General features: G+C 63.1%; 26 protein-coding genes and 1 pseudogene. 12 read left to right on the top strand and 15 right to left on the bottom strand.

Translation table 11 applies throughout. The features are described from left to right. Nucleotides 1-78 precede the first annotated feature (78 nt). Nucleotides 79-2,022, top strand: a complete 1,944-nt coding sequence (locus QTL96_RS29900) for a TetM/TetW/TetO/TetS family tetracycline resistance ribosomal protection protein (protein WP_289730283.1) — start codon at nt 79-81, stop codon at nt 2,020-2,022. Between the two features lie 45 nt (nt 2,023-2,067). On the opposite strand, the gene QTL96_RS29895 is transcribed toward QTL96_RS29900, so the two are convergent. Beyond that, a complete protein-coding gene (locus QTL96_RS29895) occupies nt 2,068-2,472 on the bottom strand; it encodes a YkvA family protein (RefSeq protein WP_018902272.1) in 405 nt (134 codons plus the stop codon). A gap of 73 nt (nt 2,473-2,545) precedes the next feature. Then, entirely contained in the window at nt 2,546-2,851 is a 306-nt protein-coding gene (locus QTL96_RS29890; RefSeq protein WP_289730282.1) for a 4a-hydroxytetrahydrobiopterin dehydratase, read from the bottom strand. A gap of 33 nt (nt 2,852-2,884) precedes the next feature. Here QTL96_RS29890 and QTL96_RS29885 point away from each other — a divergent pair, with 33 nt between their 5' ends. After that, nucleotides 2,885-3,385, top strand: coding sequence for a low molecular weight protein-tyrosine-phosphatase (locus tag QTL96_RS29885; RefSeq protein ID WP_289730281.1), 501 nt, complete (start codon nt 2,885-2,887; stop codon nt 3,383-3,385). On the opposite strand, the gene thpR is transcribed toward QTL96_RS29885, so the two are convergent. Both thpR and QTL96_RS29875 read right to left on the bottom strand, forming a co-directional pair. Continuing rightward, nucleotides 3,292-3,885 (bottom strand): RNA 2',3'-cyclic phosphodiesterase, encoded by a 594-nt coding sequence (gene thpR, locus QTL96_RS29880; RefSeq protein WP_209191906.1) that lies wholly within the window; start codon nt 3,883-3,885, stop codon nt 3,292-3,294. The two genes, QTL96_RS29885 and thpR, sit on opposite strands and share 94 nt — an antisense overlap. A 68-nt stretch (nt 3,886-3,953) precedes the next feature. Then, nucleotides 3,954-4,598: an arylesterase gene (locus tag QTL96_RS29875; RefSeq protein WP_289730280.1), complete on the bottom strand. Its 645-nt coding sequence runs from the start codon at nt 4,596-4,598 to the stop codon at nt 3,954-3,956. A 56-nt stretch (nt 4,599-4,654) separates the two neighbouring features. On the opposite strand from QTL96_RS29875, the gene QTL96_RS29870 reads away from it, so the two are divergent. From QTL96_RS29870 to QTL96_RS29860, 3 genes are all read left to right on the top strand, one after another. After that, a complete protein-coding gene (locus QTL96_RS29870) occupies nt 4,655-5,362 on the top strand; it encodes an ABC transporter ATP-binding protein (RefSeq protein WP_047508859.1) in 708 nt (235 codons plus the stop codon). Continuing rightward, complete coding sequence (locus QTL96_RS29865) at nt 5,359-7,902, top strand: ABC transporter permease (RefSeq protein WP_289730279.1); 2,544 nt, start codon at nt 5,359-5,361, stop codon at nt 7,900-7,902. Before QTL96_RS29870 ends, QTL96_RS29865 begins: the two co-directional genes overlap by 4 nt. Nucleotides 7,903-8,081: 179 nt before the next feature. After that, nucleotides 8,082-8,819: a Bax inhibitor-1/YccA family protein gene (locus tag QTL96_RS29860; protein WP_112946012.1), complete on the top strand. Its 738-nt coding sequence runs from the start codon at nt 8,082-8,084 to the stop codon at nt 8,817-8,819. A 134-nt stretch (nt 8,820-8,953) separates the two neighbouring features. On the opposite strand, the gene QTL96_RS29855 is transcribed toward QTL96_RS29860, so the two are convergent. The 3 genes from QTL96_RS29855 to QTL96_RS29845 form a co-directional block, all read right to left on the bottom strand. Beyond that, the gene (locus QTL96_RS29855; RefSeq protein ID WP_289730278.1) at nt 8,954-9,424 is read right to left on the bottom strand and encodes a hypothetical protein; all 471 of its coding nucleotides are present in this window, start codon (nt 9,422-9,424) and stop codon (nt 8,954-8,956) included. Between the two features lie 137 nt (nt 9,425-9,561). Next, nucleotides 9,562-10,746 (bottom strand): multidrug effflux MFS transporter, encoded by a 1,185-nt coding sequence (locus tag QTL96_RS29850; RefSeq protein WP_289730448.1) that lies wholly within the window; start codon nt 10,744-10,746, stop codon nt 9,562-9,564. A 177-nt stretch (nt 10,747-10,923) separates the two neighbouring features. After that, complete coding sequence (locus QTL96_RS29845) at nt 10,924-11,556, bottom strand: CatB-related O-acetyltransferase (protein ID WP_289730277.1); 633 nt, start codon at nt 11,554-11,556, stop codon at nt 10,924-10,926. A gap of 211 nt (nt 11,557-11,767) precedes the next feature. Between QTL96_RS29845 and QTL96_RS29840 the strand changes: the two genes are divergently transcribed. Next, a complete protein-coding gene (locus tag QTL96_RS29840) occupies nt 11,768-12,409 on the top strand; it encodes a LysE family translocator (RefSeq protein WP_113009406.1) in 642 nt (213 codons plus the stop codon). Between the two features lie 41 nt (nt 12,410-12,450). Here the strand turns inward: QTL96_RS29840 and QTL96_RS29835 are convergent, their stop codons facing one another. Next, complete coding sequence (locus QTL96_RS29835) at nt 12,451-12,882, bottom strand: hypothetical protein (protein ID WP_289730276.1); 432 nt, start codon at nt 12,880-12,882, stop codon at nt 12,451-12,453. 231 nt (nt 12,883-13,113) lie between these two features. On the opposite strand from QTL96_RS29835, the gene QTL96_RS29830 reads away from it, so the two are divergent. After that, a complete protein-coding gene (locus QTL96_RS29830) occupies nt 13,114-15,192 on the top strand; it encodes a M3 family metallopeptidase (RefSeq protein WP_289730275.1) in 2,079 nt (692 codons plus the stop codon). A 129-nt stretch (nt 15,193-15,321) separates the two neighbouring features. Here the strand turns inward: QTL96_RS29830 and QTL96_RS29825 are convergent. Further along, nucleotides 15,322-15,492: pseudogene (locus tag QTL96_RS29825) on the bottom strand (riboflavin biosynthesis protein RibD); the annotation flags it as partial. Nucleotides 15,493-15,675: 183 nt separating this feature from the next. Between QTL96_RS29825 and QTL96_RS29820 the strand changes: the two are divergent. From QTL96_RS29820 to ppa, 4 genes are all read left to right on the top strand, one after another. Then, entirely contained in the window at nt 15,676-17,253 is a 1,578-nt protein-coding gene (locus tag QTL96_RS29820; protein ID WP_289730274.1) for an alkaline phosphatase D family protein, read from the top strand. Nucleotides 17,254-17,388: 135 nt separating this feature from the next. Beyond that, nucleotides 17,389-19,206: a translational GTPase TypA gene (gene typA, locus QTL96_RS29815; protein ID WP_289730273.1), complete on the top strand. Its 1,818-nt coding sequence runs from the start codon at nt 17,389-17,391 to the stop codon at nt 19,204-19,206. 204 nt (nt 19,207-19,410) lie between these two features. After that, nucleotides 19,411-19,917 carry a GNAT family N-acetyltransferase gene (locus tag QTL96_RS29810; RefSeq protein WP_018902289.1) on the top strand — a complete coding sequence of 169 codons (507 nt, stop codon included), beginning with the start codon at nt 19,411-19,413 and terminating at the stop codon, nt 19,915-19,917. A gap of 175 nt (nt 19,918-20,092) precedes the next feature. Continuing rightward, complete coding sequence (gene ppa / locus QTL96_RS29805; RefSeq protein WP_018902290.1) at nt 20,093-20,629, top strand: inorganic diphosphatase; 537 nt, start codon at nt 20,093-20,095, stop codon at nt 20,627-20,629. Here ppa and QTL96_RS29800 read toward each other — a convergent pair whose 3' ends face one another. Continuing rightward, nucleotides 20,630-20,941 carry a DUF167 domain-containing protein gene (locus QTL96_RS29800; RefSeq protein WP_354669163.1) on the bottom strand — a complete coding sequence of 104 codons (312 nt, stop codon included), beginning with the start codon at nt 20,939-20,941 and terminating at the stop codon, nt 20,630-20,632. It abuts the gene before it with no gap. Beyond that, nucleotides 20,938-21,261 carry a YggT family protein gene (locus QTL96_RS29795; RefSeq protein ID WP_026283700.1) on the bottom strand — a complete coding sequence of 108 codons (324 nt, stop codon included), beginning with the start codon at nt 21,259-21,261 and terminating at the stop codon, nt 20,938-20,940. Before QTL96_RS29795 ends, QTL96_RS29800 begins: the two co-directional genes overlap by 4 nt. Nucleotides 21,262-21,369: 108 nt before the next feature. Here QTL96_RS29795 and QTL96_RS29790 point away from each other — a divergent pair, with 108 nt between their 5' ends. Beyond that, nucleotides 21,370-22,617, top strand: a complete 1,248-nt coding sequence (locus tag QTL96_RS29790) for an MFS transporter (RefSeq protein WP_289730271.1) — start codon at nt 21,370-21,372, stop codon at nt 22,615-22,617. 317 nt (nt 22,618-22,934) lie between these two features. Here QTL96_RS29790 and QTL96_RS29785 read toward each other — a convergent pair whose 3' ends face one another. The 4 genes from QTL96_RS29785 to QTL96_RS29770 form a co-directional block, all read right to left on the bottom strand. Beyond that, nucleotides 22,935-23,420: a RidA family protein gene (locus QTL96_RS29785; protein WP_047508761.1), complete on the bottom strand. Its 486-nt coding sequence runs from the start codon at nt 23,418-23,420 to the stop codon at nt 22,935-22,937. Between the two features lie 140 nt (nt 23,421-23,560). Beyond that, nucleotides 23,561-24,394, bottom strand: a complete 834-nt coding sequence (locus QTL96_RS29780) for a glutamine amidotransferase (RefSeq protein WP_289730270.1) — start codon at nt 24,392-24,394, stop codon at nt 23,561-23,563. Next, nucleotides 24,384-24,869, bottom strand: a complete 486-nt coding sequence (locus QTL96_RS29775) for a TerB family tellurite resistance protein (RefSeq protein WP_289730269.1) — start codon at nt 24,867-24,869, stop codon at nt 24,384-24,386. Before QTL96_RS29775 ends, QTL96_RS29780 begins: the two co-directional genes overlap by 11 nt. A gap of 15 nt (nt 24,870-24,884) precedes the next feature. After that, nucleotides 24,885-26,513: a heme biosynthesis protein HemY gene (locus QTL96_RS29770; protein ID WP_289730268.1), complete on the bottom strand. Its 1,629-nt coding sequence runs from the start codon at nt 26,511-26,513 to the stop codon at nt 24,885-24,887. Nucleotide 26,514 lies beyond the last annotated feature (1 nt).

Raw genomic sequence — 26,514 nt, 5'->3', positions numbered from 1 at the left:
CAGATGGAGGTAATCACATGCGCCGTCACATGTTCGAAGCCAATGGAGCCACTCCCGTAGCCATGAACATGTTGTGCGATGCGAACACTCAATCTTGGAATCCTGGCGCATGTAGACGCCGGAAAGACTAGCCTCACCGAACGCCTGTTGTTTCACGCCGGTGTCATCAAGACGCTTGGCGGCGTCGATACCGGCGACACCCAGACCGACACCTTGCAGCTGGAACGCGACCGCGGCATCACCATCCGCTCGGCGGTGGCGTCGTTCAGCGCGCGAGGCACGCGGATCAATCTTCTGGATACCCCCGGCCATCCCGATTTCATCGCCGAAGTCGAGCGCGTGCTCGGTGTGCTTGACGGCGCGGTGCTCGTCATCTCCGCCGTCGAGGGCGTGCAGGCGCAGACCCGCGTCCTGATGCGGGCCCTTGCCCGGCTGAAGGTGCCGACCGTGATCTTCGTCAACAAGGTCGATCGGCGCGGCGCAGACGGTGGGGCAGCACTTGCCAATCTCCGCGATCGTCTGACGACGGCGCTCGTGCCGATGGGATCCGTCAGCGCCCCCGGAACGCCGCTTGCAAGCTTCGACCCCGGCGCCTGGCACGATCGCGACTTCCGCGCCGCCGTGCTGCAGGCGCTCGCCGAGCGCGACGATGACCTGCTCGCCGCCTTCGCCGAGGATCGCGTCGTGGACGCCGGTACGCTGCGCGAACGGCTGGCGCGGCAGACCGCCGATGGCCTGATCTTTCCGGTCTATTTCGGCTCGGCCATAACAGGCGCCGGGATCGAGGAGCTGATTGACGGCATCACCGATCTCCTTCCGGCACCGATACCGCCGAAGGATGGCCCGGTCTCGGCAACCGTCTTCAAGGTCGAGCGCAATGCGGCGGGAGAGAAGCTTGCGCTGCTTCGTGTGGTCTCAGGCGCCCTGCGCGTTCGCGACCGGATCCCGATCGCCCACAAGGAAAACCGCGTCACCGATATCGAGATATTCACCGAAGGGCGGGTGAGACGCAGCGACGTCGCCCAAGCGGGCGATATCGCCAGAGTGAAGGGGCTTTCCGACATCAAGGTCGGCGACTGGATCGGAGACCGCGCCAATGCCCCGCAAAGGCAGTTCGCGCCGCCCATGCTGGAAGCGGCGATACTGCCGGATGATAAGGCGGATGCGCCTGCGCTGTGGAAGGCCCTCTCCCAACTCTCGGAACAGGATCCGCTGATCAATCTGCGGCAGGGCGACGGCGAGGACGGTCTGTCGATATCGCTCTATGGCGAGGTCCAGAAGGAGGTGATCGAGCACACGCTGAAGGCGGACTACGGCCTTTCCGTGCGCTTCCTCGACACATCCCCGATCTATGTCGAGCGTATCCTCGGCGTCGGAAACGCCATCGAACACGCGCCCGATCCGTTTCTGGCGACCATCGGGCTTCGCGTCGAAGCGAGCGGAAGCGAAGGCCGGCACAGGCTGATCTTCGAGGTCGAGCCGGGTGCGGCACCGCCATTCGCCTTTAAGGCAATCGACGAAGCTCTCGAAGCCGCGTTCGGCCAGGGCATCCATGGCTGGCAGGTGATCAACGCCTCGGTTTCAATCACCGAGATCACGAGGCTCCGGAAATGGACGACGAGCACCCCGTCGGACCATCGCAATCTGACGCCTCTGGTACTGGCACAGGCATTGCGGATCGCGGGAACCGAAGTCTGCGAGCCGATCGACCGCATCACGATCGACATGCCCGCCGACGCGCTGCCACGCGTGCAAAGCCTGCTGATGCGCCTCGACGCTGCGCTCGAACCGCCAGTCGCAAGGGGAGAGATGATGATGCTTTCAGGCACGATCGCCGCCATCAATGTCCACGACATCCAACGCGCGTTGCCGTCGCTGACAAGCGGTCTCGGGACGATGGAAACGGAATTTTTCGGCTATCGGCCGGTCAGGGGCGCGGCGCCGGTGCGCCGTCGATCGGGGCCGAACCCGTTTTCGCGCAGCGAATATCTGGCGCAGCTGAAAGGCGCGCGCCAAGTGTGAACGGTCAGTGTGAAATGTCAGCGTGAGGGCCGGCGAACAGCCGGCCTAAACCGTCTTCATATCCTCGGGCCGCACGCGATCGGGTGCGTCTTGCAGCGCCTTGTCGGCGGCTTCGTAGTGGTTGGGGCGGATGTGGCGGTTGACCATGGCGAAGGCGGCCGAGAGGACGGCGATGTCGTCGGTGAAGCCGATGCCGACAAGCACGTCGGGGATCATGTCGACGGGCAGCACGAAATAGGCGAGTGCCGCAAGCAGCGTGCCGCGCACCTTGAGCGGTGTCTCACGGTCGAGCGCGCAGTAATAGGCGGCCACGACATCACGCGAGAAGGGGATCTTGCGCGCCGCCTTGCGGAAGGTCGGCCAGAATTTTTGCCGAACGCTCTTCTCCCGCCGCTCCTGCGTTTCTTCATCGCCCGGCAGCAGGATTTCACCGTATTTGACGTCGTCCATGTCCACTTGGCCCTTTGTGCTCCAGTTGGCCCCTTTCAGGTCAGCCCGAATATGGGGGGTCTTCGGCCGTGATTCAATCGATCCGCAGCGCCGCCGCCTTCTCCATCAGGCCGGCCAGCTTGAAATCGAGCTCCGTCAGCCCGTCGGCCGAATGGGTGCTCAGCGTCACATCCACCTTGGAATAGACGTTGAACCATTCCGGATGATGGTCGAGCTTTTCGGCTGCCAGCGCCGCCTCCGTCATGAAGCCGAAGGCCTCGACGAAGTTCTTGAACTTGTAGCTCTTGGTGATCGACTTGCCGCCATCGCCGAGCGACCAGCCTTCGAGTTTCGCCAGTTCGTCGCTAATCGCCTGGCGTTCCAGTTTGTCCCGTTTCATGCGATTGTCCTTTGCGTTCACCATGGGTCTCTTATGAAACGCACCAGTATCCTGTTTGTTTGCATGGGCAATATCTGCCGTTCGCCGCTGGCCGAAGGCGTCTTCAGCCATCTCGCCTCCGAAGCCGGCCTTTCCGACCGCTTTCTCGTCGATTCCGCCGGCACCGGCAGCTGGCATGTGGGCGATGAGCCAGACCGACGGTCAATCGCGACCGCCCGCCATCACGGCATAGACATATCAGCTCAGCGCGCGCGGCGCATCCGCAGAGATGATTTTGCCGATTTCGATCTGATCATCGCCATGGACCGAAACAATGTCGCGGCCTTGAAGGCGCTCGATCCCGATGCGGGGAACATCCATCTGTTCGGTGATCTGGCACTCGGGAGCGGAGAGGATATCCCCGATCCCTATTATGGCGGCGCCGACGGCTTCGAGGCCGTTTATGCCAGGCTCTTGGCCGGCTGCAGGAAACTGTTGTCGACGCTCGGCGCAGACAGCGCCTCGCGCAGCGGGAACACCTCTTCCGTCAGATAAGGCCCGCCGCCGACCGAATCGCGCGACGACAGAAGCACGAAGCGCGGCACGGTGAAGGATGCGGTCTGGAAATTGCCGCGTCCGGCGAGATAGTGCACGACATCGTCGACGCGCGAGGATTTCAGCCGCGCCAGCGTCACATGCGGGGTGAACTTGCGCGGATCCGGCGGAAGGCCGATCCGCTGGCAGATCCGCTCGATTTCGGCCTGCAGGGCATACATCTCGGGATTTTGCGTGACACCGGCCCAGACCGAATGCGGCTTCTTGGAACCGAAAGCGCCGATACCGTCGAGCTTGATCTGGAATTCCGGCCTGTCGATGCGGTCGAGCCGGTCGACGATCTCGTCAGCCGTGCGATTATCGACATCGCCGATGAAGCGCAGGGTGATGTGGTAATTTTCCACATCGATCCATCGGGCGCCAGGGAGACCACCGCGCAACAATGACAGGCTCATCGCCGCATTGCGCGGAATTTCGAGGGCGGTAAACAGTCTCGGCATAACGAGCACTCCCCGAATCTTTTGCAGGTGCTCACACGGAATCACGCATTGATCACGTGCGCAAGTCCCTAATTCTTCACAGTCGGCAACGTTCCAATGAATTGTGTGATTGCCGGTTCCATCTTTTGAACCATGGTATCCACGCCTTTGGAATTGGGGTGCATGCCGTCTTCCAGCTTCAGCGACGCATCGAGAACGACGCCGTCGAGGAAGAACGGATAGAGCGTAAGCCCATGTTTCCTCGCGAGTTTCTCGTAGATCGGATTGAACCGCGCCGCGTAGTCGCCACCCATGTTCGGCGGCGCCATCATGCCGGCGAGGAAGACCGCGATGCCGCGTTCCTTGAGCCGGGTAATCATTTGGTCGAGATTCTCTTCACTTTGTTCGGGCGCGATACCGCGCAGCGCGTCGTTGGCGCCGAGCTCCAGAATGACCGCATCGGTGCCATCCGGCACCGACCAGTCGATGCGCGAAAGCCCGCCTGTCGTGGTGTCGCCGGAGACGCCGGCATTGGCGACGGCAACGTCGAGCCCCTTGGCCTTCAGCGCTGCCTGCAGCTTCTCCGGAAAGCCGTCGCCGGGCGGCAGCTGGTATCCCGCCATCAGGCTGTCGCCGAAACCGACGAGATTGATCGTGCGCGCCTGCGCTGAAACCGAAAGCATCATCGAAAAGACGATGACAGCGATGTGAAGACCCGCAACTTTAAATCTCATTCCATTGTCCCTAAATTGGCGGCAGCTGGGCTTTCATATAGGTAGGGCATTTACCGTTGGCAAAAACCATCATCGATCTGAAACGGGCCGATCTGACGCTCGGCAGTGCCGCCGCCTCCGTGCATGTGCTGAAGGGCATCGACCTTGAGATCGCCGCCGGTGAATCGGTCGGCATCGTCGGCCCTTCCGGTTCCGGCAAGTCGACGCTGCTGATGGTGCTGGCCGGTCTCGAGCGGCTGGATAGCGGCGAGATCAATATCAACGAAGCTCCCCTGCACACGATGAGCGAGGATCAGGTCGCCGATTTCCGTGGCCGCAATATCGGCATCGTCTTCCAGTCCTTCCACCTGATCGCCAACATGACGGCGCTTGAAAACGTCGCCGTGCCGCTCGAGCTCGCCAATGTCGCCAATCCCTTCGAGATCGCCCGTCGCGAGCTGAAATCCGTCGGCCTCGGCGACCGGTTGAACCATTATCCCGGCCAGCTTTCCGGCGGCGAGCAGCAGCGCGTGGCGATCGCCCGCGCGCTTGCGCCATCACCGGCGCTTCTGATCGCGGATGAACCAACCGGCAATCTCGACACCGACACCGGCCGCCAGATCGCCGACCTTTTGTTTTCCAAGCAGGCCGAGCGCGGCATGACGCTGGTGCTCGTCACCCACGACAACGCGCTCGCCAAGCGCTGCTCGCGCCAGATCCGCGTCCGCTCCGGCAAGATAGAAGGCGATAGCGCCGCGATTGAAGCCGAAGTGGCCATTGCATGACGCTGATCACCCCGCGTATCGCGCTCGCCTTCCGTCTTGCCCTTCGTGAGCTGCGCGGCGGCCTGAGAGGCTTCTACATCTTCCTCGCCTGCATCGCGCTCGGCACAGGGGCGATTGCCGCGGTCAATTCGGTCTCGCAGTCGATCACCGACACGATTGCCACGCGCGGCCAGGAGATTCTGGCCGGCGACGTCCGCTTCGAGCTCAACAACCGCGAAGCGGCCGCCAACGAGCTGGATTTCCTGCGCTCGCTCGGCAAGGTCTCGGTCTCGACGGGCCTGCGCTCCATGGCCCGCAAGCCGGATGGATCGGATCAGGCGCTGGTCGAGGTCAAGGCCGTCGATGATGCCTATCCCCTCTACGGCAGCTTCGAGGCCGAGCCCAACTACCCGCTGCATACGCTTCTTGCCGATCAGGACGGCACCTATGGCGCGCTGGCCGCGCCGCTGCTTCTGGAACGCCTCGGCCTCAAGATCGGCGACGAGTTGCTGCTCGGCAATGTCATCGTCAACATCACCGGCACCGTTAAGACCGAGCCGGACGCGGTCTCCGAAGGCTTCGGCTTTGCGCCGCGGCTGATGGTGAGCCGCCAGGCTCTGCAGGCCTCGGGCCTGATCCAGACCGGCAGCCTTGTCGAGCACAGCTACAAGGTCAAGCTGAACGACCGATCGGACATGGCTGGCATCCGCGACCGCGCCACCAAGGATTTCCCCTCGGCCGGCTGGTCGATCCGCACAAGCGACCGCGCCGCCCCTTCGCTTACCGAAAACATCGAGCGTTTCTCGCAATTCCTGACACTGGTTGGCCTGACCGCGCTGATCGTCGGCGGCGTCGGCGTGGCGAATGCCGTGCGCGCCTTCCTCGATGCCAAGCGCACGACGATCGCGACCTTCAAATGCCTGGGCGCTCCGGCATCGACGGTTGTCCTCATCTACCTCTTCCAGATCGGCCTGATCGCGCTTGGCGGCATCGCCATCGGTCTCGTCATCGGCGCGGCCGCCCCCATTCTGGCGGCCCAGTTCCTGGCGCAGTTCCTGCCGGTCTCGACCGCGCCGACGCTCTATCCGGTGGCGCTGTCGCTGGCCGTCCTCTTCGGTGTGCTGACGACGCTCGCCTTCGCCATCATGCCGCTCGGCCACGCCCGCGAAGTGCCGCCGACGGCGCTGTTTCGCGAGCAGGGCTTCGAGGCGCGCCGCCTGCCTTCCTGGCCCTACATTCTGATGGCCGCCGTCTTCCTCGCAGCACTTGCCGCTCTTGCGGTGGCGACCGCCCATGATCGCTTCATCGCCGTGGTCTTCATCGGCGCCATCGCCTTTGCCTTCGTTGTCCTCAGGCTGGTGGCAGCCGGCATCGCCTGGCTTGCCCGCCGCAGCCCGCGCGTCAATTCGCCGGCGCTGAGGCTTGCGATCGGCAACATCCACCGCCCCGGCGCGCTCACGCCTTCCGTCGTGCTCTCGCTTGGCCTCGGCCTGGCGCTGCTCGTCACCCTGACGCTGATCGACGGCAATCTGCGCCAGCAGCTCACCGGCCGCATGGCCGATGGCGCGCCCAACTTCTTCTTCGTCGATATCCAGGGCGCCGAGCTCGACGGCTTCCGCAATCTGGTGAAAACCGATGCGCCCGAGGGCAAGCTCGTCGAGGTGCCGATGTTGCGCGGCCGCATCCTTGCCTTCAACGGCGAGGACGTGACCAAGCGCAAGGTGCCGCCATCGGGCCAGTGGGTGCTGCGCGGCGACCGCGGCATCACCTACTCCGAGACGCTTCCCGAAAACGCCGCCCTGACCGAGGGCACATGGTGGGACAAGGATTACAGCGGCGAACCGCTGGTCTCGTTTTCGGCGGAAGAGGCAGGCGAACTCGGCCTCAAGGTCGGCGATACCGTCACCGTCAACGTGCTCGGCCGCAACATGACGGCGAAGATCGCCAATCTGCGCAAGGTGCAGTGGGAGAGCCTGTCGATCAATTTCGTCATGGTCTTCTCGCCCAACACCTTCAAGGGCGCTCCGCATGCCTGGCTGGCAACGCTTACCGATCCCAAGGCGACATCCTCGCAGGAAGCCGCGATCCTGAAATCGGTCACGAACACCTATCCGACGATCACCAGCGTGCGCGTCAAGGATGCGATCGACATCGTCAATTCACTGGTGGCGCAGCTGGCGACCGCGATCCGCGCTGCGGCCTCTGTTGCCCTCATCGCCTCGGTGCTGGTGCTCGCAGGCGCCCTTGCCGCCGGCAACCGCGCCCGCACCCATGACGCCGTGGTGCTGAAGACGCTCGGCGCCACAAGGCGCATGCTGATGCGCGCCTTCTGCTACGAGTATCTGATCCTCGGGCTTGCAACCGCGGTCTTCGCGCTGCTTTCGGGCGGTGTCGCCGCCTGGTTCATCGTCGCCCGCATCATGAAGATCCCCTCGGAGTTCCTCCCTGACGTCGCCGGGATGACGATCGTCACGGCCTTGGTGCTGACCGTCGGCATCGGCCTGATCGGCACATGGCGCATTCTCGGCCAGAAGGCGGCACCCGTTTTGCGCGAGCTCTGAGTGGCCGGGTTGAAATAATTCCGGCACCTTACGGCGATTTAACCCGATCGCGGGTTGCAAGGCTCTTGTTTGCAAAGGGCGAAAGGCTCATATTATCCGCAGGCATGCTGAAGCTCCGCAGCGGCGCCCGGGCAAGAAAACCCGACACCGTGTTCATTCGGGGCTGACAAGAGGAAATCATGGCTGACCTAAGAAATTACCAGGGCCGCGTTCAGAGCGGTGTCCAGACCGGCGAGATCGATCAGGGCCTTCGCAGCTATATGCTGAAGGTTTACAACCTGATGGCTATCGGCCTGGCGATCACCGGCCTGGCCGCCTATTTCGCATTCACATTCGCCGTCTCCGACGGCCAGCTGACCGCATTCGGCGCCGCGATCTACACCAGCCCGCTGAAGTGGGTGGTGATCTTCGCTCCGCTGGCGCTGGTCTTCTTCCTGAGCTTCAGGATCAATTCGATGAGCGTATCGGCCGCGCAGACGACCTTCGCGGTCTATGCAGCGCTTGTCGGCCTGTCGCTGTCGTCGATCTTCCTGATCTACACCGGCCAGAGCGTCGTGCAGACCTTCTTCGTGACGGCCGCCTCGTTCGGCGCGCTCTCGCTCTACGGCTACACGACCCGTCGTGACCTGTCGGCCATGGGCTCGTTCCTGATGATGGGTCTCTTCGGCCTGATCATCGCCTCGATCGTCAACATCTTCCTGGCCTCCTCGGCCATGCAGTTTGCGATCTCGGTGATCGGCGTGCTGATCTTCGCAGGCCTGACCGCCTACGACACGCAGCGCATCAAGGAAATGTACTACGCCGCCGACGACGCCACCATGGCCGGCCGCAAGGCGATCATGGGCGCGCTGACGCTCTACCTCGACTTCATCAACCTCTTCATGTTCCTGCTGCAGTTCATGGGCAACCGCAAGTAAGACGAAGAGCGAGAGACAGGGCGACACTGTCGCCCTTGATCCAGACGACAAGTTCGAGACGATCAGAACCGCTTGCAGCAGGGATGTTGCAGGCGGTTTTTCTTTGGTCGATCGAGGGGCCTTGGGACGTGCGCTTAGTTGCCGGCGAAATCGACCGACGAGATATCGACGGACCATTCGAAATCACTAGGTGCGGGTCGGCCCGGCAGAGTGTCCAGGCCCCTGTAGCGGTTCAGTGCCCAGCAGCTGCCGTAGTCGCTATGCGGCGCGATGATCTTGTCGCTGCTGAAATAATCCGAATAGACCTCGCCGCTGAACCCCGGACGCTTCGCGATCAGCCGGAAGCGCACGATATTGACCTGCCGGTCGGAGGCGTTCGAGAGCTCGACAAAAACCGGCTTGTCCGGATCCTGGCAACCGCTGGTTCCGCTGCTCGTGCCCGACACCAGGCTTGCCGAGTTCAGGCGGTCGGATTGCTGGAAATAGAGATAGATACCAACGGCGGCGCCGACGCAGGCCAGGGCGGCAACGACGATCAGCGTGTGGCGGGGAAACAGCAGGAAGCAGACCAAGACGATCGGGACCGCGATTACCATGAAAATCATTAGGTCTGCTCCATTTCATTCATGAGCTAAAGCAGCCAGCGGCAAGAGGCAAGGCTTTGCGGACGCCGGAGTTGCAAAGCTGCTCGGAGGGGCGGCCACTACACTTTCCGCGGTCCTTCGGCTCACGGCCTTGCCTCTCACTCCCCCAGGCTGGAATGCGACACCCTCGCGGCGCGGCGGGTGGCGTTCACGAACCAGAGGTAGCTGAGGATCGCGATCAGGGCCATCATCGGGATGATGGTGCCGAAGGCTCTGAGGGGCACACCGATCAACGAGGCGATCAGGCCGCCGGTGAAGCCGCCACCCATCTGGATGAAGCCCATCATCGCAGAGGCGGAGCCGGCGATGTGCGGGAAGGGGAAGAGGCCCGAGGTCGTCATGTGCGGGGTGAGGAAGGCGAGGCCGAAGGCCAGGAAGGCGACCGGGCCCATGATCGAGAGATAGCTTGGTGTCACGAAGGCAACCGAGAGCGCGATCATGATGCCGGAGAGGCCGAGCAGGCCGAGACCTGTTCGCACAGAGCCATCGCCGCCGAGCCTTGCCGAAGTCATGCGGAGGACGACCGAGCCTGCGAAATACGAGCCGGATTGCATCAGCATGCCGAGGCCGAAGGCCGTGGGCGAGAGGCCGACCACCTTGATCAGGATGAAGGGCAGCATCGTTGCCTGTGCGTAGAGCGCGCCGATCGAGCCGCCGAGCACCAGCGAGGCGGAGATGAAGCGTGGTTCGCGGGCGAGCTCGGCATAGGCCTGTAGCAGCGGGCCGGGCAAGGCGCGGCGGCGGTCGGGCGTGCTGGTCTCGCGCATGAAGACGAGGACCGAGAGGCAGATCATCAGGCCGAAGCCGATCAACAGGAAGAACACCGACTGCCAGCCGAAGGCTGCGAGCGCGAGGCCGCCGACGGTCGGCGCGATTGCCGGGCCGATGGCGATCATGATGCCGATCAGGTTCATGATCCTGGAGGCATCGGCGCCGGTGAACTGGTCGCGGACGATGGCGCGCGCCACTGTTATCCCGACCGAGGCGCCGATGCCCTGGATCAGGCGGCCGGCGAGCAGCCATTCGATGCCGGGCGCAAACGCCGAGAGAAGGCTTCCCACCATGTAGATGCCGACGAAGAGAAGCGTCGCGGTGCGGCGGCCGAAGGCATCCGACAGCGGGCCGGCGAGCAGCTGGGCGATCGAGAAGCCGGCGAAATAAAGCGACAGCGTCAGCTTGATCGCCGAATCCGTGGTGTGAAAGGCGCCCACCAGCTCCGGCATGGCGGGCGTGTAGATCGACATGGAGATCGGGCCGAGGGTGGCAAGCAGCGCGCCGAGCATGCTCGTTCGCCTTGCGCTCATCCGGAATGGGGGCATGCGGGTACTCGATTGGCTGGTGGCGCTCACAACGCCTGGAAAGCAGGACTTCATCTTTTCTGACGCAAGGCTCGTGATCCGGCAATGCAAAAATGCCGAGGCGCGCAAAGGCGCGCGGGAGCGCCCCGTCCGATATTTGCGTTATGCCATTTTCAGTGCCGCGAGATCACCGCTTTCAAGAGCGGCCAAGTTCGCCTCGATCTTGTCCAGAGGCCAGTCCCACCACGCGATCTCCAGCAGTTCATCGATGACCGTCGTGGGGTAGCGCATGCGGATGATCGTTGCCGGGTTGCCGCCAACGACGGCATAGGGCGGAACGTCACGGGCAACCACCGATCCGGCGGCGACAATGGCGCCGGACCCGATCTTGACACCCGGCATGATCGCCGCGTCATGGCCTATCCAGACGTCATGCCCGACAACGGTATCCTTCACCGGCAGGTCCTTGTAGCCGAAGGTTTCCGGTTTGAAGATGCGGAACGGGTAGGTGGTGAAACCATTCATCGGATGGTTGGCCGAGCTGGTGATGAAGTAGCTGCCACGGGCAATCTGCACGAATTTTCCGATGACGAGGCGCTCGCGGACGCCATGCCCGAGATAGGGTGCGAGAATGCCGGCTGTGTCTTCCGGTTTGCCCGAGTGGGTGTAGTAGCTGTAGTCGCCGATCTCCATGCGCGGATGGTCAATGACGTTCTTCAGGTAGACGGTATCGCTGTAGATGGTGCCGTCCGGCAGCGTGATCGGGTGGATGGCGGTCGCGTCGAGAATGGGCATCGGGAAACAGCTTTCCTCATGAAACCAGGGCAAGCGATGGCCAAGGCTAATCCGCGCGATCCGCGAAATCCATTGCGGCGGCGGAACGCGTTCATCAATAGTTTGAATGAGGTGGCGCGGCTGGCTTCGATGATCCCGGCGGGGTTTTCTTGCGCCCGCTTGACGTCCCCGCCACACCGCATAATCTCGGTCTTTTCACGGGGGATTCTTCATGACGCAATCGCTGCTCGCGGGCGCCTTTCTGGCTGCACTTCTTTACGTGCTCATTCCGGGACCGGCGTTTCTGGCGCTGCTTGGGATCGGGGCCGGGCAGGGGCGGAAGGCAGGGGCGCAGTTTGTTTGTGGGCATCTGGTCGGCGATACGCTTTGGGCGTCGTTGGCGTTGGTGGCGATCATCGGCGCCAAGACGATCGGTAGTTTCGTGTTCGATGCGCTGGGGCTCGCCTGCGGCTTCTATCTCGCCTGGATCGGCTGGAACGCGTTTCGCGCCAAGCCGAAGGGCGAGGGGCAGGCGTTGATGGTTGTCGAGCGGCCGTTTCGGCGCGGGCTGATCTTCGGGGTCACCAATCCGAAGGGCTATCCGGTGGCGCTGGCGACATTCACGGCGCTGGTGGCGGGCTCGGCCAGTGCCCTGCAGTTTCAGACGCTGCCGGTGCTGCTTGCCGTGTCGTTCCTCGGCTTCATCGTCGCCGACATGATCCTGATCGCGATCGTCGGCACCGGCGCGGTGCGGCGTTTCTACCGGGCGCATGAGCGGCTGATCGTGCGCTGCTCGGGCGTGCTGTTCATGGGGTTTGCCGCGCAGGCACTGCTGCATGCGACGCCGGGGCTGATGGGGTGGCGCAAGGCCTGATCGGCCTGCGCCGGGCCGGGCCGGGCGCGATCTAAACCGCGTCAGACGTCGAGGAAGCTGACCACCGATTTCAGGGTCTTCACCGTCTCGGGATCGCCGATCGACATGGCGATCTGCAGCTGGTCCTTGTAGTAGTCGCGGAAATTGAAGCTGGTGCCGTCGGTGACGTCGGAGAGATCGAGAATGTTGCCTGAGGGGTCGATGGTGCGCATCGGCAGCGGTTCGGAGATCGCCGCATAGGTGTCCTGGTCGAGCGTGCCGTTGTCGAAATTCTGGCGCGCGTGGTTGCGCAGGTCGGCAGCGGTTATGGCCGAAAAATCCGGTTGCGCGGATGTCGCCTCGTCGATCCTGAAGGTCGACGAAGCATTCGAAACCGAGCTGAAGGTTTCGGTCAAGCTGTTGTTAAATTGCGAATTATCGGAATATTTCCGGAACGACAAATTCGGCGAAAACCGCAGTGATGTGATTTCCATTGCCCGCATCCATGATTAAAAAAGATTAAGCGAAAATACCGTGTGCGCCGCACAATCGTCAATCGTTAACAAATAGTTAATTCTTATATAGCATTTTTAGGGATCAACTTCTCGTATAGGTGGCGCGGTCGCTCGCTCAAGGTGGCGATACCAATCGCCGTGCTGCCTTCCTATATTGGTTTTCGAGACAACACGCCCCGCCGAACAAGCCCGCCAAATAAGGATGTCCGTATGCCCGCCAACAACCCCGCTCTCACCGACTGGAACGGCCTCAATGGTCTGCCGCGCTTCGAGGCGCTGAATGACGGCGATTTCGCGCCGGCTTTCGATGCGGCCCTTGCCCGGCACGAAGAGGAGATCGATGCGATCGCCGACAATCCTGATGCCCCCACCTTCGACAATACGATCGTGGCGCTGGAGCTTGCGGGCGACGATCTCTCGCGGGTGTCGGCGCTGTTCTGGAACCGCGCCGGCGCGCATACCAACGATACGATCCAGGCGCTGGAGCGGGATATCTCGCCGAAGATGTCGCGGCATTATTCGAAGATTGGCATGAATGCGGCGCTCTTTGCGCGCATCGACACGCTGTGGGAGGCGCGAGAAACGCTCGGGCTGACGCTGGAGCAGACGCGGGTGCTGGAGCGGCACTGGAAGGGCTTCGTCAAGTCGGGCGCCAAGCTGCCGAAGGCCGAGCAGGAAAAGCTCGCCGGCATCAACGAGAGGTTGGCGGGGCTCGGCACGCAGTTCGGCCAGAACGTGCTTGCCGACGAGAAGGGCTGGGCGCTGATCCTTTCAGACGGCGATGATCTCGCAGGGGTTCCCGATTTTCTCAAGGACGCGATGGCGGCGGCGGCGCGCGAGCGCGGCGAAGACGGCAAGTTCGCGGTGACGCTGTCGCGCTCGATCATCGAGCCGTTCCTGACCTTCTCCGAGCGCCGCGAGCTGCGCGAACAGGCGTTCAAGGCCTGGGTGGCGCGTGGCGAGAATGATGGCCCGTCGGACAATCGCGGCATCATCCGCGACACGCTGGCTCTGCGCGGCGAGGTGGCAAAGCTGCTCGGCTACGGCAATTTCGCCGAGCTGAAGCTCGACAACACCATGGCGAAGACGCCCGAGGCCGTGAACGATCTTCTGAAGAAGGTCTGGGTGAAGGCGGTGAAGCGCGCCGGCGAGGAAGAGGCCGATATCGCCAGGCTGATCGCTGACGAGGGCAAGAACCATGATGTCATGCCCTGGGACTGGCGGTTCTACGCCGAAAAGATCCGGGCCCAAAAGTTCAATTTCTCCGAGGCGGAGCTGAAGCCCTATCTGCAGCTGGAAAAGATCATCGACGCCTGCTTCGACGTGGCGGGGCGGCTGTTCGGCATTCACGCGGTGGAGAAGAAGGGCGTTGCCGCCTATCACCCCGATGTCCGCGTCTTCGAGATCCGCGATCGCGACGAGAAGCTGGTGGCGATGTTCCTCGGCGATTATTTCGCCCGCTCGTCGAAGCGCTCGGGCGCCTGGATGAGCGCGTTCCAGTCGCAGCACAAGCTGCCGCTGAAGAATGGCGCCGAGGGCGAGCTGCCGATCATCTACAATGTCTGCAACTTCGCAAAGCCCGCCGAGGGCAAGCCGGCGCTGCTTTCTCTCGACGACGCCCGCACGCTGTTCCACGAGTTCGGCCATGCGTTGCACGGCATGCTTTCCAACGTGACCTATCCTTCCGTGTCTGGCACCGGCGTGTCGCGCGATTTCGTCGAACTGCCTTCGCAGCTTTACGAGCACTGGCTGACGGTGCCGGAGATCCTGAAGCAGTACGCCGTGCATTTCGAGACCGGCAAGCCGATGCCGCAGGATTTGCTCGACAAGGTGCTGGCGGCGCGCAGCTTCAATGCCGGGTTCAACACGGTGGAGTTCACCTCGTCCGCGCTGGTCGACATGGCGTTCCATACGCGGGACGAGGTGGCCGATCCGATGGCGGTGCAGGGTGAGGTGCTGAAAGAGCTCGGCATGCCGAAGTCGATGGTGATGCGCCATGCCTCGCCGCACTTCCAGCATATCTTCGCCGGCGGGTATTCGGCGGGCTATTACTCCTACATGTGGTCGGAAGTGCTCGACGCCGATGCGTTTTCGGCCTTTGAGGAGACGGGCGATGCGTTCAATGGCGAGATAGCCAGGAAGCTGCGCGATCACGTCTATTCGGTGGGCGGGTCGGTCGATCCGGAGGATACCTACCGGGCATTCCGCGGCAAGCTGCCGAGCCCGGATGCGATGCTGGTGAAGCGTGGGCTGGCGACGTTCGAGGAACTGGCGGGGAGTGATGCCTGAGGGGGTAGGGGGCGTCCCGTTCCTGAGTACGAAGACCCCTCCCCAACCCTCCCCACAAGGGGGAGGGCTTAACCTAGGTGTGACGTGGTGGATGGGTCGCGGCTGTTGCGATTGAGCTGATACCCCTTGGACGTTTGTGGGTGGGATACCCCCCTCTGCCCTGCCGGGCATCTCCCCCACAGGTGGGGAGATTGGCTGGGCGCAGCCGCTCGCTCCAGCCTCCACGTTTGGTTGCGGAGCAGGCCACGAGTCGATCTCCCCCCTTGTGGGGGAGATGTCCGGCAGGACAGAGGGGGGTAATGCTGGCCGCAGCGTAAGCGAGAGCCAACGCCTCGGATAGCCAAGCGAGACGCGCGTCCCAACACAAAACTGTCGCCAAACCTTCGGAAAACCGTCATGGCGGCGTCAAGTGGGTGACATGTGGGGTGGGCATAGGCGGGGTGCGGGAGATCGTCCCGATTGCCAAGCCGGATGCGCCACCCGATGACATTGACGGAACCGACCCGCCGCCGTTTTCTATCCTCGATGGGAGCGGTTGGCGGATTTGCCGTGGCGGGGCTGGCGATGCCCTATTATGCGCGCGGTTCGTCCAGCCGGCCGGTGTTTACCTCGGGCGTGCAGTCCGGGGATGTCGATCAGACCTCTGGGGTGATCTGGACGCGGGTGGATCGGCCGTCGCGGCTCTTCGTGGAATATTCGACATCAGACAAGTTCTCCAATGCCGTGAGGCTGCCGCCCATCGACGTCACGCCCGATAGCGATCTGACCGCGAAGCTGTTGCTTACCGATCTGCCTGCTGATCAGGAGGTGTTCTATCGCTTTCGCGCGGCTGATCTCCATGACATCAACAGCCGGTCAGAGCCGATCCTCGGGCAGTTTCGCACCGCGCCCGTCGCCCGCCGCGATATCCGCTTCGTCTGGTCGGGCGATACGGTGGGGCAGGGGTGGGGGATCGATGAGGAGGGGATGCGGACCTATTCGACGATCGCCTATCACCGGCCGGATTTCATGATCCATTCCGGCGACACGATCTATGCCGACAATCCGGTTCCAGACGAGATTTCGTTGCGCGGCGGCGGGATCTGGAAGAACCGCATCGTCACCGAGGCCAAGCGCGAGATCGCCCAGACGCTCGACCAGTTTCGCGGTCAGTGGACCTATAATCTGCTCGATGAGCACGTGAAGTCGCTCAACGCCGTCTGCCCGATCTTCTACCAGTGGGACGACCACGAGGTGCTGAACAATTGGTCGCCATCGACCGATCTCAGCCATGACGACCGCTACAAGGAGAAGTCGGTCGCGGTGCTTTCGGCGCGGGCGGCACAAGCCTTTCACGAGATGACGCCGACGCGCCATGTCGCGGCCGAGCCGGGGCGGATTTATCGCAAGGTTTCCTATGGGCCGCTGCTCGACGTGTTCTTCGTCGACCTGCGCTCCTACCGCGGGCCGAACAGCCATGGGCTGGATGAAAAGCTTTCGCCGCAGTCGCGGATTTTTGGCGAGCGGCAAGTCGCGTGGCTGAAGCGTGAGCTGGTGCGCTCGACGGCGACGTGGAAGGTGATCGCCTGCGATCTGCCGATCGGTCTCGTGATCTGGGACGATTACGGCAATCGGCGCGGATCGGAATCGATCTCCAATGGCGACAATGGCGCGCCGCTCGGCCGCGAGCTCGAATTCGCCGATCTCCTGCGCTTCATCCGCGATGCCGGGATATCGAACATGATATGGCTGACGGCCGACGTGCATTACGCGGCGGCGCATCACTATAGTCCCGAGCGGGCGAAATTCCGCGAGTTCCTGCCGTTCTGGGAGTTCGTGGCCGGGCCGCTGCATTCGGGCACCTACGGGCCGCAGGAGCTCGACATGACCTTCGGGCCAGAGGTCAAGTTCATGAAGGCGGCGCCCGGCGGCGCCGAGCAGAACCTGCCGCCGTCAGCAGGCATGCAATTCTTCGGTCTCGTCGATATCGATGGCGCCAGCGAGCAGCTGACGGTGCGGCTGATGGATCGCAACGACCAAGAGCTCTGGCGCGTGGTGCTCGACCCTGAGAGGACGAGCTGATGCGATCCGTGCTATACGTGCATTCCTCTCATTCCAGGCTCCCCCCTTTCGCATTCGCGAAAAACACTGTAAGAGCCGCCCCAATGCAATTGGCGCCCTCCCAGCGTGGCGCCCCAGCCTCAGAGATATAGACATATGGCACTTCGCAACATCGCGATTATCGCGCACGTTGACCATGGCAAGACGACACTGGTCGACGAGCTCCTGAAACAGTCCGGTTCGTTCCGCGAAAACCAGCGCGTTGCGGAACGCGTGATGGACTCGAACGACCTGGAAAAGGAACGCGGTATCACGATCCTTGCCAAGGCGACCTCGGTCGAGTGGAAGGGCGTTCGCATCAACATCGTCGACACCCCCGGCCACGCCGACTTCGGCGGTGAAGTCGAGCGTATCCTGTCGATGGTGGATGGCGCGATCGTTCTGGTCGACTCGTCGGAAGGCCCGATGCCGCAGACGAAGTTCGTCGTCTCCAAGGCGCTGAAGGTCGGCCTCCGTCCGATCGTCGCGATCAACAAGATCGACCGTCCCGATGGCCGCCACGAGGAAGTCATCAACGAAGTGTTCGACCTCTTCGCCAGCCTCGACGCCACCGACGAACAGCTCGACTTCCCGATCCTCTACGGTTCCGGTCGCGATGGCTGGATGAACTTCAATCCTGAAGGTCCGAAGGATGAAGGCTTGGCGCCGCTGCTCGACCTCGTGCTCAAGCACGTTCCGGAGCCGAAGGTCGCCGAAGGCCCGTTCACGATGATCGGCACCATCCTGGAAGCCAACAACTTCCTCGGTCGTATCATCACCGGCCGTATCAATTCCGGTTCGATCAAGCCGAACCAGGCCGTCAAGGTTCTCAGCCAGGATGGCAAGACGATCGAAACCGGTCGTATCTCCAAGATCCTCGCATTCCGCGGCATCGAGCGCACCTCGATCGAAGAAGCACATGTAGGCGACATCGTTGCAATCGCCGGCCTCTCCAAGGGCACGGTTGCCGACACCTTCTGCGATCCGGCTGTCAACGAAGCGCTGACCGCGCAGCCGATCGACCCGCCGACCGTTACCATGTCCTTCATCGTCAACGACAGCCCGCTCGCCGGCACCGAAGGCGACAAGGTGACCTCGCGCGTCATCCGTGACCGCCTGTTCAAGGAAGCCGAAGGCAACGTCGCGCTGAAGATCGAAGAAGCCGAAGGCAAGGATTCGTTCTACGTTTCCGGCCGCGGCGAATTGCAGCTCGCCGTTCTGATCGAAACCATGCGCCGCGAAGGCTTCGAGCTTGCCGTGTCGCGTCCGCGCGTCGTCATGCACAAGGACGAGAGCGGCCAGACCATGGAGCCGATCGAGGAAGTCGTCATCGACGTCGATGAAGAGCATTCCGGCGTCGTCGTTCAGAAGATGTCCGAGCGCAAGGCTGAAATGACCGAGCTGCGTCCTTCGGGCGGCAACCGCGTTCGCCTGGTGTTCAACGCTCCGACCCGCGGCCTGATCGGCTACCAGTCGGAACTCCTGACCGACACGCGCGGCACCGCCGTGATGAACCGCCTGTTCAAGGACTACCAGCCCTACAAGGGTGAAATCGGTGGCCGCACGAACGGCGTTCTGCTCGCGAACGCTGCCGGCGAAGCCGTCGCCTACGCCATGTTCAACCTGGAAGATCGCGGCCCGATGATGATCGAGCCCGGCGAAAAGGTCTACATGGGCATGATCATCGGCATTCACTCGCGCGACAACGACCTCGAAGTCAACGTCCTCAAGGGCAAGCAGCTGACCAACATCCGCGCCGCCGGCAAGGACGAAGCCGTCAAGCTGACGCCGCCGATCCGCATGACGCTCGACCGCGCTCTCTCCTGGATCCAGGACGACGAGCTGATGGAAGTGACGCCGAAGTCGATCCGTCTGCGCAAGATGTATCTCGACGCCAACGACCGCAAGCGCTTCGCCAAGGCGAAGACCGCCTAAGTCGAACAGGCTCACAAGAGACTTCGAAACCCCGGCCATCGCGCCGGGGTTTTTATTTTGTGCGGTTCGCCGAATCCTTCTTGTCGCAATAGTTAAAAAAGCGTTAAATTTCAGCCGTCGTCCACATGTTAACCCTGTGGGCAATCCGGCTGAATGCGTTAGCGCATATGGTTAATTGTCCGCGACCGGGCCAGAGTAAGCGTTATGAAGACGTTGTCGATCGATGTTCGGCGGGCCGAGCCGCATGATTCCCGAGCTATCTCGGAGGTGCACCGGCTTGCGTGGAAGCATACCTATGCCGGCATCATTCCACACAAGGCGCTGACGCAGATGGTGGAGCGCCGCGGCGAGAGCTGGTGGCGCAAGGCGACACGCGGCCCCGCGACGCTTCTGGTGCTCGACGTCGCCGGAACGGTTGCCGGCTATGCAACGCTCGGTCTCAACCGCGCCCGCGCGCTGCCGCAGGAAGGCGAGATCTACGAGCTTTATCTCCGCCCCGAATATCAGGGTATCGGCCTTGGCCACATGCTGTTTTCCGAAGCGCGGCGGCTTTTGAAGTCGCTCGGCTGCAAGGGTATGGTGGTCTGGTGCCTGGAAGAGAACGAGGGCGGCGCGGAGTTCTATCGCGGCCATGGCGGCATCGATTATTGCGAGGGTACCGAAACCTTCGACGAGAAGCCCTTGAAGAAGATCGGCTTCATCTGGAATTGAGCGATCTGCTCAACGACAAGGTGCGCGGAGCCAAGTTTTGGCCTCTGCCCAGTTTTCCGGCATTTTGAAGGCCAGATCATAAAACAATCATGTGCCTGCGCGGTCTTGCTATGTTGCTTCGCGGCATGAATCCGATTATCTGGCTGCGAAGATTTCACGTCGCGGGAGTAATCGCATGCGCATCGACGCCATTGCCATTGGCAAGAACCCACCTGAGGACGTCAACGTCATCGTTGAAGTTCCCGTCGGTGGCCACCCGATCAAGTACGAGATGGACAAGGACGCCGGCACGCTGGTTGTCGACCGTTTCCTCTACACGCCGATGACCTACCCGGGTAACTACGGCTTCGTACCGCACACGCTGTCGGAAGACGGCGACCCGATCGACGTCCTGATCGCCAGCACCCGTCCGCTGGTTCCGGGCTGCGTCATCAACGTGCGCCCGATCGGCGTTCTGAAGATGGAAGACAATTCCGGCAAGGACGAGAAGATCATCGCCGTTCCGTCGCCGAAGCTGACCATGCGCTACGACAAGGTCAAGGACTACACGGACATGCCGGAGATCACGCTCAAGCAGATCGAGCACTTCTTCGAGCACTACAAGGATCTGGAACCCGGCAAGTGGGTGAAGATCTATGGCTGGGGCGACGCCAAGGAAGCCGGCCAGCTGATCCTTGAGGCGATCGAACGCGCCAAGAAGGAAAAGGCCTGATTACAGGCCGAGTAAAGCTTCCAGCTTTTTGATCACATCCTCCGGCTCGGCATCGATCCGGAGGATTTTTTTACGTGAGGTGTCGCCCGAGACGAGGTTCACCAAGGACTTCGCGATGCCGAGCTGCTTCGCCACAAGCGCGACCAGCGCCTTGTTGGCCTTGCCCTTTTCGGGAACGACCGAGACACGGGCCTTCAGATGGGCCCTGCCGTCGGCATCCAGCTCAATTCCATCAATCTGATCCCGCCCGCCATTCGGCGTCAGCCTCACGGCGAGGACGAGATGATCGTCAGCGGCCTGCCAGGGCCTTATCGCAACACCATCGGCACGATGGTGTTCCACATGAACGAGCGGATGAAGAAGATGATGAGCAGCAGGATGATCGGCGAGATGTCGATGCCGCCGAGGTTCGGCAGCACGCGACGGATCGGGCGCAGGACCGGTTCGGTGACGTTGTAGAGGAACATGCCGACCGAATTGACGAACTGATTGCTGGAATTGATCACGTTGAACGCATAGAGCCAGGAGAAAATGGCGCTGGCGATCAAGATCCAGGTGTAAAGATTCAAAGCCAAATCAATGGTTTGAAAAAGCGCAAGCATCGCAATCTCCAGTTCGTTGTTGACAGACATGTAGACATTGGCGACTAAACCGGCAAGAGCCGTGTGCAATGCTGCGGCAATTCATGTTTAACGGGCGCGTCGGGAAGCGATGTTTGGTCCGTTTGTTGGAAAGACATCATGTCCATCTCGGCTCACGGCGACCGCTTCGCGGCCTTCCGGCACTCCTCCTACACCCGCTTCTTCTTCGCGCGCTTTCTCTTGTCGTTTTCGCAGCAGATCGTCAGCGTCGCGGTCGGTTGGCAGATGTACGACCAGACGGGCAGCGCCATCTATCTCGGCCTGATCGGGCTGGTGCAGTTCCTGCCTTCTCTGCTGCTCATCCTCGTCACCGGCTCGGTGGCCGACCGTTATAACCGCCGCGCCATCGCCTCGCTGTGCTCGCTGGTGGCAGCCCTTTGCACGCTGACGCTGCTAGGCATGACCATGACGGGCACCTTCTCGCCCATCCCGGTCTTCGCGGTGCTGCTGGTGTTCGGCATCGAACGCGCCTTCATGTCGCCGGCGGTGCAGTCGCTGGCGCCCAATCTGGTGCCGGCCGACGATCTCTCGAACGCGATCGCCTGGAACTCGTCGTCCTGGCAGCTCGCCTCGATCACCGGCCCCGTCATCGGCGGCCTGCTCTACGGTATCAATGCGCATACGGCCTATACGGTGGCCGTTGTGTTCGCGGGCCTCGGGGCGGGGCTGCTCTTCCTGATCCCGAAGCCGGCGCAGAAGACGACCGGCGAGGCGAAGAGCTGGGACATGATCCTCGGCGGCTTCAAGTTCATCCGCACCGAGAAGGTGGTGCTGGGCGCTATCTCGCTCGACCTCTTCGCGGTGCTGCTCGGCGGCGCCACGGCGCTGATGCCGATCTTTGCGCGCGACATCCTGACGCTCGGCCCCTGGGGTCTCGGCCTGCTGCGCTCGGCACCGGGTGTCGGGGCAATCGTCATGGCCGTGCTGCTTGCGACCTATCCGCTGAAGCATCGCGCCGGGGTCTACATGTTCGTCGGCGTGGCGCTGTTCGGGCTGGGCACCATTGCTTTCGGACTATCTGAGAATGTCGAGTTGTCGATCGCGGCACTGGCGCTGATGGGGGCTGCCGACATGGTTTCGGTGTATGTCCGCGAGAGCCTGATCGCGCTCTGGACGCCCGACCAACTCCGCGGCCGCGTCAACGCCGTCAACATGGTGTTTGTCGGGGCGTCGAACGAGCTTGGCGAGTTTCGTGCCGGAACGATGGCCTCGGTGTTCGGCGCGGTGCCGGCGGTTGTCATCGGTGGGATCGGGACGCTTGTCGTTGCGGCGTTGTGGGCGAGCGGGTTTCCGCAGTTGCGGAAGATCGATACGCTGGATGCGCCGGAGCATGTGACGCGGGGGTAGTTTTGTGGGGGCGTGGCGGCGTTGTGCCGTGGGGCTTGGGGCGTTGTGCCGTGGGGATACCCCAGAGGCGTTGTGCTGTCAGATACCCCCGGGGGCGTTTTGCCGTGTGATACCCCCCTCTGCCCTGCCGGGCATCTCCCCCACAGGTGGGGAGATTGGCTGGGCTTGGCCGCTCGCTCCACTCTCATAGTTTGGGGATGCCGTCGCAACGAGTCGATCTCCCCCCTTGTGGGGGAGATGCCCGGCAGGGCAGAGGGGGGTATGACCCGGCAGGGCAGAGGGGGGTATGACCCGGCACAACGCCCGCTCGCTAACCCTCACCCCGAAATCATCACCTCCGCCTCGATCTCAACGGGAAAATTCAGCGGCAGGCCGGCGACGCCGATGGCGGAGCGGGCGTGGCGGCCGACGTCCTGGCCGAAGACGTCGTTGATCAGCTCGGTGAAGCCGTTGATGACGGCGGGTGGGTTGGAGAAGTGGGGGGCGCAGTTGACCATGCCGAGAACGCGGCACCAGCCGGTGATGCGGTCGAGGCTGCCGAGTTCACGCTTCAGGCTGCCCAGCATGGCGAGCCCGACCTTGCGGGCCGAGGCGTGGGCCTCCTCGATCGTCACCGTGTCGCCGACGACGCCGAAGGGGCCTGATGGGGAGCCGTCGGGGTTCTGCGGGCCGTGGCCGGAGATGAAGGCCCTATTCCCCCGTACGTTGACCCAGGGAAAGGGCAGCGTCATGTGCGAGGGCAGTTTCAGCGGCTGGGGCAGGACGAGGCCCAGCGAGACAAGCTTCTGTTCGTAGTTCGACATGCTGTTCCCCTGACATGGCTGCGGTCATGGCGGCGCAAAGCGCGACCAATCGGCCGGATCGTGGATCGGAACCTGTTTCTGCTACTAAAATGCCGCCGAGATGGCGTTGCCGATCATAACACGGCGCGCGGCTCTTCGCATCAGGCCGTCAGCGTGGCCTTGGCCGAGGGGGCCGATTTCGGCTTCTTGCCCTCGAAGACGAGATCGAGGAATTCGTTGAGCCAGGCCTTGAGCGGCGTGTCGAACAGCATGCGGCCTTCGAGGTGCTCGCGGCCCTGCTGGGCGTTGGGGAGGATGAAGCGATGGGCGCCGTGGACGACCCAGCGGTGCATCATGGCGCGGGTCAGTTCGGCGTGGAACTGCAGGGCCCAGGCGTGGCCGTTGTAGCGGAAGGCCTGGTTCGGGTAGACATCACCTTCGGCGAGCAGATCGGCGCCGCGCGGCAGATCGAAGCCCTCGCGGTGGAAGTGGTAGACCATCCGCGGCCAGTGCATCAGCTGCCGGCCCTTTTCGGTCGCGCGCAGCGGGTACCAGCCGATCTCGGTGGTCTCGTCGGCATTGGCCGCGACCTTGCCGCCGAGATGGCGCACCAGCATCTGCGCGCCGAGACAGATGCCGAGCAGCGGCTTCTTCTCCTTCAGCGGCACATTCAGCCAGTTGATCTCGGCCTTGACGAAGTCGTCGGGATCGTTGGCGCTCATCGGGCCGCCGAAGACGACGGCACCGGCGTGCTCGGCAAGCGTTATCGGCAGTGTCTCCCCGAGCACCGGGCGGCGGATATCGAGCGGATAGCCCTTCTCGGTAAGCAGCTGGCCGACGCGGCCGGGGCTGGAGCTCTCCTGATGCAGCACGATCAGGACCGGGCGTTTGCCTTCGATGCTCGAGCCCGGGTCGTTGGGGCTTGCTGCGCCGGGGCCGGCAATGCCGGTGCCCGCGCCACCTATGCCCGCCGCGCCTGTACTGTCAGTCGGCATCGTCTTCAACCACATCGATGCCGGTCACGCGCTTGGCTGCTTCCTGGCGCTTCTGGATGCGCTCGCGGGCCGAGACGCCGAGAAGCTCGGCGATGCGCCAGATGGCGTCGTCCTCCATCTCGCTGCGCTCGCCATCGGCATAGACGATGTCCCAGAGAATGCCGATCAGCTCCAGCCGCTGCTCGGTGTCGAGATGGCGCTTCAGGTCGGAGGTGAAGCGGTAATAGTCGACGGCGTCGCTTTCGGCTTCCTGGCCGGCGGCGATCAGCGCGTCGAGCTGCTTGCCGTCGAGACCGTACTGGTCCTTCAGCAGCGTGCGCAGACGCTTCTTCTCGCTGTCCTTGATCTGGCCGTCGGCCTCCATGACCTGCATGCAAAGTGCGGCTACCGCGATGCGGGGATCATCGGGGGCGAAGCTGCTCTTTTGGGTGTCTGCGGTCAGGTTCTGAAAAAATGCCTGGAAGCGTTCGAACATACGGGTCCTGTTTGGCTAGAAGAGGCGAAGCCGTGTCTTGGGTTCTGGCTCGGCCGATGGATTGCGCACGCCCGGATCATCCGGCAGGCCGCCGAAGAAGGGGCGCGGTTCGGGGGCGTCGGCAGGCTTGCTCGCGGTTGCCGGCTCCTTCGGGGCCGGCTTCGGCTTGGCGGGTGCGGGCGCTGCCGGCGTCTCGGTCACCGGGCGGGCGGCCTTGGCGATGGTCGCGGCGCGTTCGAGCTCGATGATGCGATGATCGCCGGCGGCACTTTCGGGCCTGACATCGCGCACCGGCGGCAGGCTCTTCAGCGCGCTGTCGATGGAGGTGACGGAGCCTTCCTCGACCGGACCTTCGACCTGGCCGAACGGCGCCTTCCAGACGAAGGCGTCGAGCTTGCCCGTGACGGGCGAGAGCGGCAGCCATTTGTCGGAGACATAGCCGTCGGCCACCCATGCCGGATCGCGCGGCGCCTTCAGCGCCTGGGCGAGCCAGTGGCGAATGCGGCCCTGGTCGCCGGTCTCGGCTTCCTCGATATCGGCGAGCAGCAGGAAGGCTGCCTCGCGCGGCTCGATGCGGGCGGCGGCTTCGGCCTTTGCGCGGGCCTTGGCGAAATCCCGGATGTCGAGGGCTGCCTGGGCGACGATCAGAAGCGATTCGATATTGTTGGGGCGGAGCGCCTCCAGCTTTTCGGCGCGCTTCAGTCGGTCGGCAAGCGAATCGCCGCTGCGGGCGCGCACATAGGTGGCGCCGATCTCGGGATGCGGGTTGGTCTTCCAGGCCTGCTCGAGAATGGAGGCTGCCTTGCGCAGCTTGTCTTCGCGAAACAGCGCCTTGGCGGCGATGATCGCGGCCGGCTCGAAATCGGCCGAGAGTTTCAACGCGTGGGTGGCGTCGTCGCGGGCGCCTGAAGGGTCGTTTTCCAGCTTCTCGTCGGCGCGGGCGGTCAGAAGCACGGCGCGCAGGCGGTCGGCCTCGGCCTTTTCAATGACGCGGGCGGCCTTCTGCTGCTCGAGCAGGCGGATCGCATCGTCCCAGCGGCCGGACTGGCTGCGGTATTCGAGCGTCGCCTGGGCGGCCCAGGGCAGATAGGGCGCGTTGTCGGCCGCCTTTTCGGCGTATTGGCGGGCGGCCTCGTTGGCGCCAAGGCGCTTGGCCTCGAGATAGAGGCCGCGCAGGCCGAGTTCGCGGGTTTCGGGATCCTCGACCATCGCCTCGAACTTGGCGCGGGCCTCGTCATGCCGGCCCTCGATCAGGGCTGCCTGGGCTTCGAGCAGCGCGATCAGCGGCTCCTGGTCGGCGCGGATCAGGCCGCGCGAGCGGGCGGCCATCTTGCGGGCCATCAGCGCATTGCCGGCGCCGGCGGCGATCAGGCCGGTCGAGAGCGCCTGGTAGCCACGGTCGCGCTTGCGGGCGCGGAAATAGCGGGTGACGGAGTGCGGCGAGGTCCAGATGACGCGCACCAGCCACCAGGCGACCATGACGACCGCGATCAGCGCGATGATGGCGGTTGCGGCGACGATCAGCCGGGTCTGATAAAGCTGGCCCTCCCATATCAGCGAGAGATCGCCGGGGCGATCGGCAAGCCAGGAGAAGCCGTAGCCGAGAACAAGTACGAGAAGCGCGAAGACAACGAGCCTGATCATA

Origin of the sequence: Rhizobium sp. S163, assembly GCF_030380805.1 — a bacterium.
Taxonomy (GTDB): Bacteria; Pseudomonadota; Alphaproteobacteria; order Rhizobiales; family Rhizobiaceae; genus Rhizobium.
The sequence above is the reverse complement of the archived record's forward strand: the minus strand, read 5'-3'. Positions and strand labels throughout refer to the sequence as shown.